This is a genomic window from Pseudomonas sp. HMSC063H08 (assembly GCF_001813645.1).
GTDB classification, from domain to species: domain Bacteria; phylum Pseudomonadota; class Gammaproteobacteria; order Pseudomonadales; family Pseudomonadaceae; genus Pseudomonas; species Pseudomonas aeruginosa.
Window position 1 is genome coordinate 284,286 of record NZ_KV813540.1, and the last position, 16,602, is coordinate 300,887.

The window sequence follows — 16,602 nt, forward strand, 5'->3', positions numbered from 1 at the left end:
GCGCCGCCGGGCCAGCTCCTTTCGCCGGCCGCCTGACCCGCTCCCCGGAGAACCTGCCGTGACCGCTCCCTTCAACGCCTTGCTGATCGCCAACCGCGGCGAGATCGCCATTCGCATCGCTCGCGCCTGCGCCGACCTGGGTATCCGCTCGGTGGCGGTGTTCGCCGAGGACGATGCCGCTTCCCTGCACGTGCGCAAGGCCGATGTCGCGCTGCCGCTGGCCGGCCGTGGCGTGGCGGCCTATCTCGACATGGATCGGCTGGTCGCGCTGGCCCTGGAGCAGGGCTGCGAGGCAATCCATCCGGGCTACGGTTTCCTCGCCGAGAACGGCGAATTCGCCCGGCGCTGCCAGCGCGCGGGCATCCACTTCGTCGGGCCGCAAGCGGAAGTGCTCGACCTGTTCGGCGACAAGGCTGCCGCGCGTGCCCTGGCCGAGCGCCTGGAGGTGCCGCTGGTGGCCGGGATCAACCGCGCGGTCAGCGTCGAAGAGGCCGAGGCGTTCCTGGAAGGGCTGGGCGATGGCGCCGCGGTGATGCTCAAGGCTCTTGCCGGCGGCGGCGGACGTGGCATGCGCGCGGTGGAGGAGGTCGCGCAACTGGCCGATGCCTACCGCCGCTGCCGTGCCGAGGCGCAGGCGGCGTTCGGCCGGGACGAGTTATACGTCGAGCAACGGGTGGCGCGGGCCCGGCACATCGAGGTGCAGGTGCTCGGCGACGGCAGCGGTGCGGTCAGCCACCTCTGGGAGCGCGATTGCAGCCTGCAACGGCGCCAGCAGAAGCTGCTGGAGATCGCGCCCAGCCCGGACCTGCCGGAGGCCACCCGCGAGGCGCTGATCGATTGCGCCCTGCGCATGGCCGGCGCGGTGCGCTATCGGGGGATCGGTACCTTCGAGTTCCTGGTCGACGAGGAGCGCCCCGGGCACTTCTATTTCATGGAAGCCAATCCGCGCATCCAGGTGGAGCATACCGTCACCGAGGAAGTCACCGGGGTCGACCTGCTGCACGCCCAGTTGCGTCTCGCCGCCGGTATGGAGCTTGCCGCCCTCGGCCTGGAGCGACCGCCGGCGATCGGCGGCTGCGCGGTGCAACTGCGGATCAACCTGGAGACCCTGGCGGCCGACGGCAGCGCCCGTCCGGCGGTGGGCACTATCGGCGCCTACGAACCGCCCAGCGGTCCCGGCCTGCGGGTGGACGGCTACGGCTATGCCGGCTATCGGGTCAGCCCCAGCTACGATTCGCTGCTGGCCAAGCTCGTCGTGCGCGGTGCGGATTATCCCGCCGCGTTGCGCCGGGCCTACCGGGCGCTCTGCGAATTCCGCCTGGAGGGCGTGGCGAGCAACCTGGACCTGCTGCGCAACCTTCTGCTGCATCCGGCGGTACAGGCCAACCGGGTCGACACCCGCTTCGTCGAAAGCCACCTGGAGACACTGCTGGCGCCTATCCCGGCGAGCCATCCGCGGCTCCGCGCCGAGTGCCCGCTCGCCGAGGACGCCGCGCCTGCGCGGGTCGAGGCGCCACTCGGCAGCCTGCCGCTGCCTGCGCCGAGCAGCGGGGTGCTGGTGGCCCTGGAAGTGGCCGAGGGCGAACGGGTGCGTGCCGGCCAGCGGGTCGCGATCCTGGAAGCGATGAAGATGGAGTTCGAGGTCAAGGCACCCGGCGGCGGTATCGTCCGGCGGCTCGCGGCGAGCCTCGGGGAGCCTCTGGAGGAGGGCGCGACGCTGCTGTTCCTCGAACCGACGGAGGATGACGACGAGCAGGCACCGACCGAACAGGCGCTGGACCTGGCGCATATCCGCGCCGATCTCGCCGAGGTACTCGAGCGCCAGGCAGCGCTGGGCGACGAGCGTCGTCCGCAGGCGCTGGCCAGGCGGCGCAAGACCGGACAGCGTACCGCGCGGGAGAACGTGCTCGACCTGCTGGACGAGGGCAGCTTCAGCGAATATGGCGGTTTCGCCCTGGCCGCCCAGCGTCGCCGGCGCTCCGCCGAGGAGTTGCTGGAGCTGAGCCCCGCCGATGGCCTGGTCGCCGGCACCGGTACGGTGGGGGCCGCCAGCTTCGGCGCGCAGGCCGCGCGTTGCCTGGTGCTGGCCTACGACTACACGGTGTTCGCCGGCACCCAGGGGGTGATGAACCACAAGAAGACCGACCGCCTGCTCGGCCTGGCCGAACAGTGGCGCTTGCCGCTGGTGCTGTTCGCCGAGGGCGGCGGCGGGCGCCCGGGCGATACCGATTTCGTCGGCGTCGCTGGCCTCGATTGCCATACCTTCGTCGGCATGGCCCGGCTCTCCGGGTTGGTGCCGCTGGTGGGAGTGGTCTCCGGTCGCTGCTTCGCCGGCAATGCCGCGTTGCTGGGCTGCTGCGATGTGATCATCGCCACCCGCGACGCCACCATCGGCATGGCCGGCCCGGCGATGATCGAGGGCGGCGGCCTGGGCCGTTTCGCCGCCGAGGAGGTCGGTCCGACGGGCGTGCAGGGGCCCAACGGAGTGATCGACGTACTGGTGGCGGACGAGGCCGAAGCGGTCGCGGTGGCCAGGCGCTACCTCGGCTATTTCCAGGGCCCGCTGGCCGACTGGAGTTGCGCCGACCAGCGCGAGTTGCGCCACCTGGTGCCGGAGAACCGCCTGCGTGCCTACGACATCCGCCAGGCGATCGAGGTCCTGGCCGACCGGGACAGCGTGCTGGAACTGCGGCGCCAGTTCGCTCCCGGCCTGGTCACCGCGCTGCTGCGCATCGAGGGCCGGGCGTTCGGCCTGATCGCCAACAACCCTGGCCATCTCGGCGGCGCCATCGATGCCGCGGCCGGCGACAAGGCCGCGCGCTTCATGCAGTTGTGCGACGCCTTCGACATTCCGATCGTCTCGCTCTGCGACACCCCTGGCTTCATGGTTGGCCCGGAGGCGGAAAAACAGGCCACGGTGCGCCACGTCTCGCGGATGTTCGTCAGCGCCGCCAGCCTGACGGTGCCGTTCTTCACCGTGGTCCTGCGCAAGGGCTACGGACTGGGTGCCCAGGCCATGGCGGCGGGCAGCTTCCATTCGCCGCTGTTCACCGTCGCCTGGCCCAGCGGCGAGTTCGGCGCCATGGGCCTGGAAGGCGCGGTGCGGCTGGGCTTCGCCAAGGAGCTGGCGGCCGAGGAAGACCCCCAGCGGCGCGAGGCGCTGTTCCGCGGCATGGTCGACAAGGCCTACCGCAACGGCAAGGCGCTGAACATGGCCAGCTACCTGGAGATCGACGCGGTGATCGACCCGGCGGAGACCCGCGCCTGGCTCCTGCGCGGCCTGGCCGTCGCTGGAGAACCGGCGCCGAGGGCGGGGCGCAAGCGGCCGTTCGTGGATACCTGGTAGATGGTCGGCCCGCAGTGCCCTGGCGCCTCAGGACGACGGCGTCGCCTGAACCTGCGCGGCGACCGCCGCCTTGTCGATCACCGACCAGACGCCGGCGATGCGCTCGTCTTCGAATTCGTAGAAGACGTTCTCGGCGAAGCGTACCCGCTGGCCGTTGACCGGGATGCCGAACAGCCGGCCGCTGGGTGTGCAGTCGAAGTGCAGACGGCAGGCGACGCCCGGCGGATCGACGAGCAGGCGTTCGATCTCGAAGCGCAGGTCGGGGATTGCCAGGAAATCGCCTTCGAGCATCCGCAGGTAGCCGTCGAGTCCGATCTGCACGTCGTTGTAGCGCACCCGGTCATGGACGAAGTCGCCCAGGCGCGCCCAGTCCTGGCGGTTCAGGCAGTCGATGTAGGCGCGGTAGCGCTCGGCGAGTCGGTCACGGGTCATGCGGGTCTCCTTCGAGCTGTCCGGGCGGCATGAGCCAGACCCTAGCAAACCCGCGAGACGCCGTCAGTCGCTAGGCTTCAGACCAGGCGCATGGACAGCTCGACATCCTCGGCGAAGGGCGTCGACAGGTAGCCGTTGGCCGGCGAGCGGACATGGGCCAGGTACTCGGGACTATGCTCGGCGTTGTCGGCGATCACCAGCGCGCCGGGGCGCAGGCGGCTTTCCAGCAGGGCGAGGACCTCCGGGTAGAGCGCCTTGGCGCCGTCCAGCAGGACCAGGTCGATGCTGTCCGGCAGGTCCTTGGCGAGGGTTTGCAGGGCATCGCCCTCGCGCAGTTCCACCAGGTCGAGCAGCCCCCCGGCGGCCAGGTTGCGCCGTGCCCGCTCGGCCTTGGAGGGTTCGAACTCGCTGCCGATCAGGCGGCCGCCGCCGTTGTCCCGCAGCGCCGCGGCGAGGTGCAGGGTGGACAGGCCGAAGGACGTGCCGAACTCGACGATGCTGCGCGCCGAGCTGCTGCGCGCCAGCATGTAGAGCAGGCTGCCGGTTTCGCGGGAGACGGGCAGCGCCAGGTCCTTCAGGCGGCCGTAGAACTCGCGGTATTCGGTCTTGCTGCCCATGAGGCGCTTCAGCTCGGCCTCCGAGAGGTCGGCGAGGGCGGGACTGTCGCCCGGTGCGCTGGCCTCGGCTTCGGCGAACAGGCGTTGCAGGAGATCGGCGAGCGGGGCGTTGGTGAGGGTATTCATGGATGGCTCCGGGAATGTTTGAGCGCGTAAGTGCGTGGACCTAGAATGCGACGGATTCATCGCATTCCGCCATTCGCATTCCGGAGCCTTCCATGAGCGACAAGCGAAACCCGCGTATTTCCTCGCGCAAGCAGCCGCAGCAGGCCCGTTCCAGCGAACTGGTGGCGAGCATCCTGGAGGCGGCTGTTCAGGTTCTGGCCAGCGAAGGCGCGCAACGTTTCACCACCGCGCGGGTGGCGGAGCGCGCCGGGGTGAGCATCGGTTCGCTGTACCAGTATTTCCCGAACAAGGCGGCGATCCTCTTCCGCCTGCAAAGCGACGAGTGGCGGCGCACCACGCGTCTGCTCGGCGAGATCCTCGAGGACACCGCCCGGCCGCCGCTGGCGCGCTTGCGCCGGCTGGTGCTGGCATTCGTGCGCTCGGAGTGCGAAGAGGCGGCGATACGCGTGGCGCTGAGCGACGCGGCGCCGCTGTATCGCGACGCCGACGAGGCGCGGGAGGTGAAGGCGGAGGGCGCGCGGGTGTTCCAGGCGTTTCTCCGGGAGGCCTTGCCGGAGGTCGCCGAGGCCGAGCGCGGCCTGGCCGGCGAATTGCTCACCACCACCCTCGGCGCGGTCGGCAAGCAGTTCTCCGAACAGCCACGCAGCGAGGCGGAGATCGAGCGTTACGCCGAGGCCCTGGCCGATATGCTCTGCGCCTATCTCGCCGCCCTTGGCGAGCGCTGAGGTGCCGTGTGGCCGGAGCAAAACCGTCGCTTGGTCTAGCGGCCCCAGGTACGCGGCTGGCGCGTGCGTAGGCTTGGCGGAGCAGGCGTGTATCGGCGGAAGCGACCGGCGCCTGCCGGTCGCGGGAGGGATCAGGCTTCGGCGATGCCGGTGACGACGATGCCGAAGCGGCGCAGCAGCAGTTCCGCCGGCTCGTCGCTTTCCAGCTTGCCGGTGCTGTAGTGGCCCGGCTTGAGGTTGGCCTCGGCCCATTCCAGCAGGTGCTCGGCGACCTCTTCGGGGCTCGGCTTGTGGGGGAACGGCAGGACTTGACGCTCGGTGGCTTCGTCCTTGCTGTAGGTGATTGCCCAATCGCTCATGGGTAGGCTCCTTGTTTTCGCTGAGTTGGCAGGCCGGCACGGCCCGAAGGGTAGACCGGCGCGGTCGCGCAAGGGTTGCCCTGGCGCGATGGGCGGTCCGCGTCCGACTGTCGGCCGAGGGCGGAAAACACTTATGATTCAGCCACATGCTTTGTCTGGACCGGTCCCCGATGCTGTCTGCCGTACGGCGCTACAAGTCGATGCTCTCCAGCGCCCTGGCGCGTTGTTTCCCGCGTACCACCGCCTACCTGCAGGCCGAACGCGAGGCTCGCGAAGCCTTGTTGCAGCCGGCCAAGGCCCGCTCCCGGAAGAACGCCGCGAAGGCTCCGGCCAAGGCCACCGGCAAGCCTGCGAAGGGCGCCGGCAAGCCCGCTGCCGCCTCGCGGGGCGCGCCGCAGGGAATCTATCCGGCTGCCGCACTGAAGGTCGACGAATCCCAGGAGCGCGCCATGCGCGAGCAGGTGGCGCAGGCCGCGACGCTCGGCGTGGTCAGCCCGCCGTCCGAGGAACAGTGGGCGATGATCCTCTGCCGCCAGCCGCTGGCGCGGATCTTTGCCGGTGCCGGCTCGGGCAAGTCGACCACCCTGGTCCTGCGGGTGGTGTTCATGCTCTGCCACCTGGGCGTCGAGCCGCAGCGGCTGACGGTGATTTCCTTCACCAACGCCTCCTGCGCGCAGTTGCGCGAACAATTGCTGCGCGTGCTCGCCCATTGGCAATACCCGTTCGACGCGGCCCAGGCGCGGCAGTGCGTGCGCACTTTCCATTCGGCGCTCGGCAGCCTGGCCCGCGAGGTGCTCGGCAATCCGCGCTGGTTCGAACAACTGGACGACCGCGACCCCGCCGCCGAGCCGGACAACCCCCTTGCCGCCGGACGCCTGCGTCCGGCCCAGCAGCGCCTGCTGAAGCAGGCCTACCAGCAGTGCTACGCGGCAAGCCCGGCGTTCCGCGCCAAGACCCACAAGCTGCTGGAACTGCCGCCGCCGGCGGAGCCGGAAGAGGGCGCGCGGCGGCAGCCGAAGGCGCCGCTGGAGCCGTTCAAGCTGGCCGGCGAGTTCCAGGCGCTGCCGCTGTACGAAGCCTTCCATGCCCAGGCCGGGTTCGCCGAGAGCCTGGGCCTGCGCGTCGAACGCCTGGACAGCGGCAAGCTGGAATGCGGGTTGCGCGAGAAGATCTTCGTCGAAGCCATGGCACTGTTCTGGGCGAGGTTCCAGGCACTGTTGCGCGAGGAGGGCCTGATGACCTTCGACGCCGCGTTCCAGCAGCTCGGCGAGCGGATGGCCGGCGGGGCCCTGGCGGAAACGGCATTGGCGCCGTTCACCCATCTGCTGATCGACGAGTTCCAGGATGTCTCGCCGCAGATCGTCCTCTGGCTACAGGCGTTGCACCGTCGCCTGGCGACCCAGGGCACCGCGCCGAGCCTGATGGCCATCGGCGACGACTGGCAGTCGATCTACGGCTGGCGCGGCAGTTCGCCGGAGCTGTTCATCGACTTCGACCGGCATTTCCCTTCGCGTGGGCGGGGACGCAAGAGCGCGCTGCTGGTGCTGGAAACCAACTACCGCTCCGTCGAACCGATCATTCGCGACGGCGAGAAGGTGCTGGCCGGGGTGCGTTTCAAGCAGGACAAGACCTGCCGCGCGTTCCGCCCGATCCAGCCGGGCGACCATGGCGTGAAGCTGGTGCAGCGTTTCGACCTGCGTGCGCAACTGCCGAAGCTGCTGGCGGAAATCCGCGCCCAGTGCGAGCACGCCGCCGCTCGCGAAAGCAGCGAGCGCACCGCGGTGCTGTTGCTGAGCCGGCGCAACGAGCCGTTGCAGGCGATCCAGGCGGAGTTGGATCGCGCGCTGCCGGTGAAGGGCATGACCATCCATCGCGCCAAGGGCCTCCAGGCCGAAGTGGCGATCGTCGTCGACGACTGCCTGCCGGGCGAGAAGCATCCGTTGCGCAACGCGCTGTACGCGGCATCGGGCTTCTTCCGCAACAGTTACGACCAGGCCATGGAGGACGAAAGCCTGCGCCTGGCCTACGTGGCGATCACCCGTGGCGTCAGCCGGGTGCTCTGGTACACGCGCAAGGCCCAGGGCGCCACGGCCCTGTTGGCCCGACGCTGAGGACGACTGTCTCGGCGGGCTACGCCTGGCGCTGCATCCAGGCGCTGAACGCGCGCAAGCGTTCGATGAACGCCGCCGGGTCTTCGGCCTGGCCGTCCAGCACGGCCTTGAAATATTCCAGGGCCGGCGCCTGTCCGGGGTACCGCGCGCGAAACAGCGCCAGGTAATGCTCCAGGGTCTCCGGCCAGACGCTCTCCGTCTCCCCGCGAAGGATGTCGCTGGAGCGGATCAGCTTCTTCGCCGCTTCCCGTTGCAGGCGGCGGCGCTCCTCCTCCGAGGACGCGCTTTCCAGGCGTCGCGCATAGTCTTCCAGCACCTGCGCATAGTCGCCGTTGAGGGCCAGGGCGATGGCTTTCGCCGGACGCAAGGGCGGCAGGGCGCTGGCCAGGTCTTCGCCCCACAGGCAGCGGCAGCGGTGCTTGAGCCAATAGCCCCAGCTATCGCGGTTGGCCGGATCGCGGGCCTGGTCCAGGTGGCCGATATCGAAATCGATCTTGCTGACTTCCGGGTGGCGCGCCTGCAATGTCAGGCGCGCGGTTTCCAGTTGCGCGGCCAATTCGGGGCTGGGCGGGTCGCGCAGGACCAGGGTCAGGTCGAGGTCGGAGCGCCCCGTGATGGCCTCGCCGCGGGCGACGCTGCCGTACAGGTAGACGCTGTGCACGGCCCGCTCGAACGGAGGCCGGGCCAGGGTTCGGCGCAGGTCGTCGAGCAGGGGGCGAAAGGCCGCCTGCGGTTCGACGCGTGGCGGCAGGGGAATGAAGCCATCGGGCATGTCCATGCCGACAGCCTAGCGACACGCCGCCTGCGCGTCGATCAGCCTGCGTTGCGGAACAGCAGCGCCTTGAGGCCCGCCGCGGGGTCGACATCGGGGAACTCCGGCGGATTCTCCAGGCGTTCGACGAAGTGCAGCGACGGCGCCTCGCGGGCGGTTTCCTCGAGGAGGAAGTCGGGGCCGATGGCCGGGTCGTTGATACAGGCCAGCAGGGTGCCGCCGGGCACCAGCAGTTCCGGCAGGCGGCGGAGAATCCTGCGGTAGTCCTGGGTCAGGACGAAGCTGCCCTTCTGGAAGCTCGGCGGATCGACGATCACCAGGTCGTACGGGCCGAGCTTGCGCAGCTTGCCCCAGGACTTGAACAGTTCGTGGCCGAGGAAGCTCACCCGGCCGAGGTCGTGGCCGTTCAGGCGGTGATTGTCGCGGCCGCGGTTGAGCGGGCCGCGGGCCATGTCCAGGTTGACCACCTGGCTGGCGCCGCCGGCAATGGCCGCCACCGAGAAGCCGCAGGTGTAGGCGAACAGGTTGAGCACGCGGCGGCCGGCGGCCTGCTCCTGCACCCAGCGGCGGCCCAGGCGCATGTCGAGGAATAGCCCGGTGTTCTGGTTGCGTCCCAGGTCGAGGCGGAAGCGCAGTCCGTTTTCCACGATGTCCCAGGTTTCCAGCGGCTCGCCCGACAGCCATTCGCAGGCGCTGTCTGGGCGGTAGCGGTGCTGCAGGACCAGGTGCCGGCCCTGGCTCGCAGCCCAGGCCGGCGCCGTGGTCAGTTGCCCCAGGGTCCGACGCAAGGCCTCCAGTTCCTCCGGCTGCGGCTCCTTGAACAGAGTCACCAGCAGGACGCCCTGCAGCCAGTCCGCGGTCAATTGTTCCAGGCCCGGCCAGCAGCGGCCGCGACCATGGAACAGACGGCGGGTCTCCGCCGGCGCCGGGGACAGCGCGGCGAGCAGGTGCTGGAGGAGGGTATCGAGGGCTTCGCGATTCATGGCGGTTCGGCGTTGAAAAAGGGGCGGATTCTACCCGTTGCGTGACGGACAGTCCGCCCCTTCGCTTCAATCGGGCGTCGCGGGCGCAGGCGCGGCGCTGGCCGGGCCGCCATCCTGGATCATCAGCAGGCTCTGTGGCGAGGACAGCGCGATGCCTTCGCTGCGCAAGCGGTCGAGGATGGTGAAGAGCAGGTCGCTGCGCGCGCCGGCCACCGAACGCGGGCTGTTGACGAAGCCGCTGGCGTTGAGCACCAGGCCGTTGCTGGCGAGATCCTTGAACGTCACCGAGGGCGCCGGTGCATCGAGGATCGCCGGGTGTTCGGCGAAGGCCTGCAAGAGCAGTTCGCGGACCTTCATCGCGTCGGTGTCCAGCGGCAGGGTCAGGTTCACCCCGACCACCCCGAGGGCATTGCCCATGGTCACGTTGCGCACGGTCTGGGAGATGAACTGCGAGTTCGGCACGATCACCGTGGAGCGGTCGCCCATCTGGATCTCGGTGGCGCGCACGTTGATCCGCCGGATATCGCCCTCGACCCCGCCCAGGCTGACCCAGTCGCCGACCTTCACTGGCCGCTCGGTCAGCAGGATCAGGCCGGAAATGAAGTTCTGCACGATGGCCTGCAGGCCGAAGCCGATGCCTACCGAGAGGGCGCTGACCACCCAGGTCAGGCTGGTCAGGTTGATGCGCAGGGTGGACATCACCAGCATCGCCAGGAGCACGAAGCCGAGGTAGCCGACCAGGGTCACCAGCGAGGCGCGCATGCCGGCGTCCATGTTGGTTTCCGGCAGCAACCGCTCGCTCAGCCAGCGCTTGACGATGCGCAGGGCGAACAGGCCGCCGACGAACAGCAGCAGGGCGACCAGGATGTCCTGCGGGACGATGTTCAGGTTGCCCAGGGTCTTGCTGCTTTCGCCCAGTTGGGCGAAGCCCTGCAGCAGTTCGCTGGGGCTCGAGCCGACCGGAAGGAAGGCCAGCAGCAGCGCGGTGAGCAGCAGCAGGGTGCGGCCGACCCCGGCCAGCACCGTGCTGGCCTGGGCCTGGTGGCGCGGCGACAGGCCGAGCGCATTGGCCAGCGCCAGGCCGCTGGGGTGCTTGGGCGAGAGCAGGGTTTCGCAGATGTCGCCGAAGAAAGCGATCAGCAGGTAGGTGGTGGCCGCGATCACGCTGATCCACAGCAGCTTGCCGGTGAGGAAGTAGGCCAGCGACAGGTAGCCGGTGAACAGGGCGAGGAGGATCGCCGCGATCCATACCGAGGCGACGAAGGGGATCAGCCCGGCGATCCCGCCTGGCCGCTCCAGGTCGTGCTTGCGCCGCACATGGTGGTAGCGCAGCAGGGCGGCGGCGAAGATCAGCGCGGTGACCAGCGCGGTCAGGCCGTTGAGGGCGACGGTCAGGGCCAGGCTGGTGCCGGTGACGCTGTTGATCCGCTCCTCGGTGGCCACCAGCATCAGCGCCACTGCGAGGATCGCCGGGAACGGGCCGAGGGCGCTGGCGATCCTGTCCGGGATCGCCGGCAGCCGCCAGGATGGTCGCGGCAGCATCAGCAGGGCGCGGCCGAGGCCGGCGATGAAGGCGCAGAAGGTCGCCAGGCTCACCAGTTGATCGGTCAGGCTGGCCATGTCGGGGCTCAGGCTGGCGTTGCTTTCCAGGCCCCAGCGCATCAGCGACACCGCGCCGACGATGGTCAGGATGGTCGCCAGCCCGACCGCCAGGGCCAGGGCGCTGCGCCGCAGGCGGCCTTCCGGCAGCCAGCGGATCATCGCCCAGGTAAGCATGCGCTCCAGCAGGCGGCGGCCGAAGCTCCAGATCAGCACGGTGGCCAGCAGGGTTCCGGCGAAGGCCCAGCGGTGTCCGGGCGCGATGGCGCTGTCGAAGGCGACCAGGGCCTCCGCCTTCAGCTTGTCCAGCCGGCGCAGGTCGTCGTCGGTGGGACGGATCAGGGTCGACCAGAAGCTCGGGCTGAACGGTGTCGCCGCGCGGCTGCTGATCTGCGAGTTGAACAGGCTGCGGCGCAGGTTGACGATCTGTGCTGCCAGGTCGCGGGACGACTGGCCGAGCTGGGTGGCCTGGCGTTCGTCGTCGAGCAGGGCGTTCTTCTGCCGGGTCAGGGCCTGGCGCTGGGCGGCGAGGCTTTCCGCCTCGTCGGGCTGCGGCGGGCCGATCACTTTCAACTGATCGTCGAGCCGCTCGATGTCGGCCACCCGCAGCGCGAGCAGGGCGTCGGCCTGGCGCTGGACTTGCAGCGCGCTCTGGCGCAACTCGGCGAGGAGGTCGTCGCTGGCGTCGGCGGTGACGCGCTGGCGGATCAGGTCGAGTTGCGCGTTGAGCTGGTCGAGGCTGGCGTCCTCGGCCAGGGCGGGCGGCGCTTCCAGGTCGACGGCCGCCTGCGGAGCCGGCCTGGCGGCCCAGGCCTCGCTGCCCAGGCTCAGGAGCAGGCCCAGGGCCATGGCGAACTGGCAGAGCAACATATGCAGGCTGGCGCGCCTCATCGAATCCCCCTTTCGATCCTGACTGGCTCAAGCAGTATGGACCGGTGCGGGCGCCGAGTAATTCCCCGCGTCGATAATCGCCAGGCGGCGCTAAAGGGACATGGATTCTGGCCATATCGATCCCTTTTTGGCCGCCGCCGCCGTTTTGCCGCGACCGCGCGCTGGGCAGAATCCCTCCACCAAGAACAAGAAACCTGCGAGGTCTCTCCATGCTGAGCGTCTACAGCGACGATCATCGTCTGCACTTCGGCCAGTCGGAACTGGTCGACGGCAAGCTGCAACCCTGTTTCGAAATGCCCAGCCGGGCCGACACCGTGCTGGCCCGGGTGAAGTCGCAGAACCTTGGCGAGGTGATCGCGCCGAAGGATTTCGGCCGCGAGCCGCTGCTGCGCATCCACGACGCCGCCTACCTGGACTTCCTCCAGGGCGCCTGGGCCCGCTGGACCGCCGAAGGCCACAGCGGCGACCTGGTGTCCACCACCTTCCCCGGCCGCCGCCTGCGCCGCGACGGGCCGATCCCCACGGCGCTGATGGGCGAGCTGGGCTACTACAGCTTCGACACCGAGGCGCCGATCACCGCCGGCACCTGGCAGGCCATCTACAGCTCCGCCCAGGTCGCGCTGACCGCCCAGGAGCATATGCGCCAGGGCGCCCGCAACGCCTTCGCTCTCTGCCGTCCGCCGGGCCATCACGCCGGTGGCGACTTCATGGGCGGCTACTGCTTCCTCAACAATGCCGCCATCGCCACCCAGGCGTTCCTCGACCAGGGCGCCCGGCGCGTGGCGATCCTCGATGTCGACTATCACCATGGCAACGGCACCCAGGATATCTTCTACCGCCGCGACGACGTGCTGTTCGCCTCGATCCATGGCGATCCGCGGGTCGAATACCCGTACTTCCTCGGCTACGCCGACGAGCGCGGCGAAGGCGCCGGCGAGGGCTGCAACCACAACTATCCGCTGGCCCATGGCAGCGGCTGGGACCTCTGGTCGGCGGCGCTCGACGACGCCTGCGTGCGGATCGCCGGCTACGCCCCGGATGCCCTGGTGATTTCCCTTGGCGTGGACACCTACAAGGAAGACCCGATCTCCCAGTTCAGGCTGGATTCGCCGGACTACCTGCGGATGGGCGAGCGCATCGCCCGGCTGGGCCTGCCGACCCTGTTCGTCATGGAAGGCGGCTATGCGGTGGAAGCCATCGGCATCAACGCGGTCAACGTGCTGCAGGGCTACGAAGGCGCGGCCCGCTGAGGAGCGAAGCATGCAATCGACTCGCAAGCTGCTGGCCGGCCTCGCGCTGGCCGCTTCCGCCGGGCTGGTCCAGGCCGCGCCGGAAGTACGGATCTACAACTGGTTCGACTACATCGCCCCGGACACCCTGAAGAACCTCCAGGCGCAGACCGGCATCGCGCCGAAGTACGACGTCTACGACAGCAACGAGGTGCTCGAGGCCAAGCTGCTGTCCGGGCATTCCGGCTACGACCTGGTGGTGCCCAGCGACAGCTTCCTGCCCAACTACCTGAAGGCCGAAGTGTTCCAGCCGCTGGACAAGAGCAAGCTGCCGAACTGGAAGAACCTCAACCCGGCCCTGCTCAAGGTGCTTGCGGGCAAGGACCCCGGCAACCGCTACGTGATGCCCTACATGTGGGGCACCAACGGCATCGCCTACAACCTCGACAAGGTCCGCGCGGTGCTCGGCGACGATGCGCCGCTGGACTCCTGGGACCTGGTGTTCAAGCCGGAGAACCTGGCGAAGCTGCAACAGTGCGGCGTGGCCTTCCTCGACTCGCCCACCGAGGTGATCCCCGAGGTGCTGCACTATCTCGGCCTGTCGCCCAACAGCCACCAACCGGAAGACTACCGCCGAGCCGAGGAGCACCTGGCGAAGCTGCGCCCGTACATCACCTACTTCAGTTCCTCGAAGTTCGTCAGCGACCTGGCCAACGGCAACGTCTGCGTGGCCATCGCCTGGTCCGGCGGAGCGATGCAGGCGGCCAACCGGGCCAGGGAAGCGAAGAACGGCATACGCATCGAGTACCGCATTCCGAAGGAGGGCGCCGCGGCCTGGTTCGACGTGCTGGCGATTCCGCGCGACGCGAAGAACGTCGAGCAGGCGCACGCCTTCCTCGACTACCTGCTGCGCCCGGAGGTGGTGGCGCCGATCTCCGACTACGTGGCCTACGCCAACCCGAACAAGGCGGCGGACGGTTTGATCTCGGCGGAGTTGCGCGACAACCCGAACGTCTACCCGCCGGAAGAAGTGCAGGCCAGGCTGTATTCGGTGGAGATGCTGCCGCCGAAGCTGGAGCGGCTGCGCACGCGGACCTGGAGCAAGATCAAGACCGGCAAGTGAGCGGCCAGATGGCGGGTTCGCAGGACGCATAGCGCCACAGGCGCTATGCGTCACGCCCCGCAGGCCAGGCGAGCGGGCCGGAACTGCCGTGCACGACCCGCTGGAGGTCGCTTCCAGGCTTCGACCGGGCGCGCCGGCTTGTCCATAATGGCGCTGCCCGACGGTCGCCGCTGGCGGCCGCTTCCTTCCATGCCTGCCTGTGAGTCCGCCATGCGTAAGTCCGCCGATGCCTTCGCCTTCCAGACCATGCTGTTGCTCTGCGTGATCTGGGGCATCCAGCAGGTGACCATCAAGTGGGCGGCGACGGACATCGCGCCGGTCATGCAGGCGGCCATCCGTTCCGGCATCGCCGCCGCCCTGGTCGGCCTGCTGATGTGCTGGCGCGGCGGCTGGGAGGGCTTGCGCCAGGGCACCCTGGGCGCCGGTCTGCTGACCGGCACGCTGTTCGCCCTGGAGTTCCTGTTCATCGCCCTCGGCCTGCAATACACCACGGCTTCGCACATGTCGGTGTTCCTCTATACCGCGCCGATCTTCTCTGCCCTCGGGCTGCACTTCCTGCTTCCCAGCGAACGCCTGCGGCCCTTGCAGTGGCTGGGCGTGGCGGTGTGCTTCGGCGGCATAGCGGTGGCCTTCGGCGGAGGCCTGTCGTGGGCGGAAATGGATGGGCGGATGCTGCTCGGCGACGCTTTCGGCCTGCTCGCCGGGATGTCCTGGGGCGCGACCACGGTGGCAGTGCGCGGCACCCGGCTGTCCGAGGCACCGCCAAGCCTGACGCTGTTCTACCAATTGTTCGTGGCATGCGCCGGGCTATTGCTGATCGCTCTTTTCAGCGGCCAGTTCGGCGAGGTCCGCTGGACCCCGGTGAGCACCGCCAGCGTGCTGTTCCAGGGCGTGGTGGTGTCGTTCGCCAGCTACTTCTGCTGGTTCTGGCTGCTGCGTCGCTACCTGGCGAACAACCTGGCGATCTTCTCCTTCATGACCCCCCTGTTCGGCGTCACCTTCGGCGTATTGCTGCTGGGCGAGCCGCTCAGCCTGAACTTCGTCGCCGGCGCGGCGCTGGTCCTCGCCGGCATCACCCTGGTCAGCGGCGAGCAGTGGCTGCGACGCCTGCTGCGACGCTGAGCGAGTGCGACCGGCGCAACAGCAGGCCGGCGAAGACCAGGCCGAGCCCGGCGAGCGCCAGCGCCGGTTGCAGGCCGCCGGCGAAATGCGTGCTGAGCGCCGCCAGCAGCGGGCCGAGCAACTGGCCGAGGGCGAAACCGGTGGTCAGTTGGCCGGCGTTGCGCTGCGGCGTATGCGGCGCCAGTTCGCGGGCGTATTGCATCACCAGTTGCATGCCGGCGAGGAACGGCAGGCCGGTCAGCACTACCCCCAGGGCCAGTCCGCCGATCCCCGGCAGCAGGCAGGCGAGCACGCCGAGGGCCTGTAGCCAGAGCGCGCCGACCAGCCAGCGGCGGGTGCCGTCCGGGCGCTGCCGGCGCAGGCTGATCAGCACTACCCCGGTGGCCGAGGCCAGGCCGAAGCAGGGCCAGAACAGATCGGCCTGCCATTGCCCGTGGAAACGCGCCGCGGCCATCTGCGAGAGAAAGGTGGCCGGGATGATGTAGCCGAGGCCGACCAGTCCGTAGGCCCAGGTCAGGCGGCCGAGGCCGGCGTTCTCGCTTGCCGTTGCAGGCGCGTCGTGGCCGGCGCTGCGTGCGGCCGGGCGCGGCAGCAGCGGCAGGAGCATGAGGATCAGGACCAGCGCGAGGTCGGCGAAGAGCTTCCAGATGAACACCGAGTCCTGGCCCAGGGCGTTGCCCAATGCCGCCAGCAGGCCGGTGACCATCACCCCGATGCCGGGGCCGGCGAACACCAGCGCGCCCAGCCGGGCCCGGCCGCTTTCCGCGGCGAGGCGCTGGCTGAGGGCGGTGACCATGATCAGGACCCAGGCGCTGGCCACGCCAAGACCGAAGCGCAGCAGCGCGTGCGGCCAGAAGCCCTCGGCCCAGACCGAGGCCAGGGTCAGGCCGAAGCAGGCCCATAGCCCGACCAGCAGGCGCAAGCGCGCCTGCCGCGCTTCGCGGGCGAACAGCGCGTCCAGCGCGCCGACCAGGTAGCCGAGGTAGTTGGCGGCGGCCAGCAGGCCGGCGCCGGTCAGGTCGAGCTGGCCTTCGCGGATCAGGTGCGGCAGTTGCGGGGTCAGGGAGAAGCGCCCGACCCCCATGGCGACCACCAGCGCCAGCAGGCAGGCGAGCAGGCCGACCAGCGGCGAACGAAGAAAATCACGGGACATGTGCGGATTCCTGC

General features: G+C 69.4%; 13 protein-coding genes. 6 read left to right on the plus strand and 7 right to left on the minus strand.

Translation table 11 applies throughout. The features are described from left to right. The first annotated feature begins 58 nt into the window (after positions 1 to 58). Complete coding sequence (locus HMPREF2924_RS23780) at positions 59 to 3,346, plus strand: acetyl-CoA carboxylase family protein (RefSeq protein ID WP_023094800.1); 3,288 nt, start codon at positions 59 to 61, stop codon at positions 3,344 to 3,346. A 27-nt stretch (positions 3,347 to 3,373) separates the two neighbouring features. On the opposite strand, the gene HMPREF2924_RS23785 is transcribed toward HMPREF2924_RS23780, so the two are convergent. Then, positions 3,374 to 3,778 (minus strand): ester cyclase, encoded by a 405-nt coding sequence (locus HMPREF2924_RS23785; protein ID WP_003086989.1) that lies wholly within the window; start codon positions 3,776 to 3,778, stop codon positions 3,374 to 3,376. Positions 3,779 to 3,855: 77 nt separating this feature from the next. Further along, on the minus strand, positions 3,856 to 4,521 hold the full coding sequence (locus tag HMPREF2924_RS23790) for an O-methyltransferase (RefSeq protein ID WP_003133280.1): 666 nt from the start codon (positions 4,519 to 4,521) through the stop codon (positions 3,856 to 3,858). A 92-nt stretch (positions 4,522 to 4,613) separates the two neighbouring features. Between HMPREF2924_RS23790 and HMPREF2924_RS23795 the strand changes: the two genes are divergently transcribed. After that, a complete protein-coding gene (locus HMPREF2924_RS23795) occupies positions 4,614 to 5,246 on the plus strand; it encodes a TetR/AcrR family transcriptional regulator (protein WP_003133279.1) in 633 nt (210 codons plus the stop codon). Between the two features lie 131 nt (positions 5,247 to 5,377). Here the strand turns inward: HMPREF2924_RS23795 and HMPREF2924_RS23800 are convergent, their stop codons facing one another. Then, positions 5,378 to 5,605 (minus strand): hypothetical protein, encoded by a 228-nt coding sequence (locus HMPREF2924_RS23800; RefSeq protein WP_003082927.1) that lies wholly within the window; start codon positions 5,603 to 5,605, stop codon positions 5,378 to 5,380. A gap of 170 nt (positions 5,606 to 5,775) precedes the next feature. On the opposite strand from HMPREF2924_RS23800, the gene HMPREF2924_RS23805 reads away from it, so the two are divergent. Then, positions 5,776 to 7,716 (plus strand): UvrD-helicase domain-containing protein, encoded by a 1,941-nt coding sequence (locus HMPREF2924_RS23805; RefSeq protein WP_023094799.1) that lies wholly within the window; start codon positions 5,776 to 5,778, stop codon positions 7,714 to 7,716. A gap of 19 nt (positions 7,717 to 7,735) precedes the next feature. Here HMPREF2924_RS23805 and HMPREF2924_RS23810 read toward each other — a convergent pair whose 3' ends face one another. The 3 genes from HMPREF2924_RS23810 to HMPREF2924_RS23820 form a co-directional block, all read right to left on the minus strand. Then, a complete protein-coding gene (locus HMPREF2924_RS23810) occupies positions 7,736 to 8,494 on the minus strand; it encodes a nucleotidyltransferase domain-containing protein (protein ID WP_003133276.1) in 759 nt (252 codons plus the stop codon). 35 nt (positions 8,495 to 8,529) lie between these two features. Beyond that, positions 8,530 to 9,471, minus strand: a complete 942-nt coding sequence (locus HMPREF2924_RS23815) for a class I SAM-dependent methyltransferase (protein WP_003086994.1) — start codon at positions 9,469 to 9,471, stop codon at positions 8,530 to 8,532. A gap of 66 nt (positions 9,472 to 9,537) precedes the next feature. Beyond that, positions 9,538 to 11,961: a DUF3772 domain-containing protein gene (locus HMPREF2924_RS23820; RefSeq protein ID WP_003133274.1), complete on the minus strand. Its 2,424-nt coding sequence runs from the start codon at positions 11,959 to 11,961 to the stop codon at positions 9,538 to 9,540. Positions 11,962 to 12,170: 209 nt separating this feature from the next. Here HMPREF2924_RS23820 and aphA point away from each other — a divergent pair, with 209 nt between their 5' ends. The 3 genes from aphA (at position 12,171) to HMPREF2924_RS23835 (ending at position 15,435) form a co-directional block, all read left to right on the plus strand. After that, the gene (gene aphA, locus HMPREF2924_RS23825) at positions 12,171 to 13,211 is read left to right on the plus strand and encodes an acetylpolyamine amidohydrolase AphA (RefSeq protein ID WP_003133272.1); all 1,041 of its coding nucleotides are present in this window, start codon (positions 12,171 to 12,173) and stop codon (positions 13,209 to 13,211) included. A gap of 10 nt (positions 13,212 to 13,221) precedes the next feature. Beyond that, positions 13,222 to 14,313, plus strand: a complete 1,092-nt coding sequence (locus tag HMPREF2924_RS23830) for an extracellular solute-binding protein (RefSeq protein WP_003133271.1) — start codon at positions 13,222 to 13,224, stop codon at positions 14,311 to 14,313. A gap of 210 nt (positions 14,314 to 14,523) precedes the next feature. Further along, the gene (locus tag HMPREF2924_RS23835) at positions 14,524 to 15,435 is read left to right on the plus strand and encodes a DMT family transporter (RefSeq protein WP_003082945.1); all 912 of its coding nucleotides are present in this window, start codon (positions 14,524 to 14,526) and stop codon (positions 15,433 to 15,435) included. Here the strand turns inward: HMPREF2924_RS23835 and HMPREF2924_RS23840 are convergent. Next, positions 15,395 to 16,588: an MFS transporter gene (locus tag HMPREF2924_RS23840; protein WP_003133268.1), complete on the minus strand. Its 1,194-nt coding sequence runs from the start codon at positions 16,586 to 16,588 to the stop codon at positions 15,395 to 15,397. The genes HMPREF2924_RS23835 and HMPREF2924_RS23840 overlap by 41 nt on opposite strands. Between the last annotated feature and the right edge of the window lie 14 nt (positions 16,589 to 16,602).

What these genes read in the sequence shown, in the direction of transcription:
- HMPREF2924_RS23800 (WP_003082927.1), bottom strand. Translation starts at nt 5,605, where the DNA reads ATGAGCGATTGGGCAATCACCTACAGCAAGGACGAAGCCACCGAGCGT.
- HMPREF2924_RS23805 (WP_023094799.1), top strand. Translation starts at nt 5,776, where the DNA reads ATGCTGTCTGCCGTACGGCGCTACAAGTCGATGCTCTCCAGCGCCCTG.
- HMPREF2924_RS23785 (WP_003086989.1), bottom strand. Translation starts at nt 3,778, where the DNA reads ATGACCCGTGACCGACTCGCCGAGCGCTACCGCGCCTACATCGACTGC.
- HMPREF2924_RS23820 (WP_003133274.1), bottom strand. Translation starts at nt 11,961, where the DNA reads ATGAGGCGCGCCAGCCTGCATATGTTGCTCTGCCAGTTCGCCATGGCC.
- aphA (WP_003133272.1), top strand. Translation starts at nt 12,171, where the DNA reads ATGCTGAGCGTCTACAGCGACGATCATCGTCTGCACTTCGGCCAGTCG.
- HMPREF2924_RS23790 (WP_003133280.1), bottom strand. Translation starts at nt 4,521, where the DNA reads ATGAATACCCTCACCAACGCCCCGCTCGCCGATCTCCTGCAACGCCTG.
- HMPREF2924_RS23835 (WP_003082945.1), top strand. Translation starts at nt 14,524, where the DNA reads ATGCGTAAGTCCGCCGATGCCTTCGCCTTCCAGACCATGCTGTTGCTC.
- HMPREF2924_RS23810 (WP_003133276.1), bottom strand. Translation starts at nt 8,494, where the DNA reads ATGGACATGCCCGATGGCTTCATTCCCCTGCCGCCACGCGTCGAACCG.
- HMPREF2924_RS23830 (WP_003133271.1), top strand. Translation starts at nt 13,222, where the DNA reads ATGCAATCGACTCGCAAGCTGCTGGCCGGCCTCGCGCTGGCCGCTTCC.
- HMPREF2924_RS23815 (WP_003086994.1), bottom strand. Translation starts at nt 9,471, where the DNA reads ATGAATCGCGAAGCCCTCGATACCCTCCTCCAGCACCTGCTCGCCGCG.
- HMPREF2924_RS23840 (WP_003133268.1), bottom strand. Translation starts at nt 16,588, where the DNA reads ATGTCCCGTGATTTTCTTCGTTCGCCGCTGGTCGGCCTGCTCGCCTGC.
- HMPREF2924_RS23795 (WP_003133279.1), top strand. Translation starts at nt 4,614, where the DNA reads ATGAGCGACAAGCGAAACCCGCGTATTTCCTCGCGCAAGCAGCCGCAG.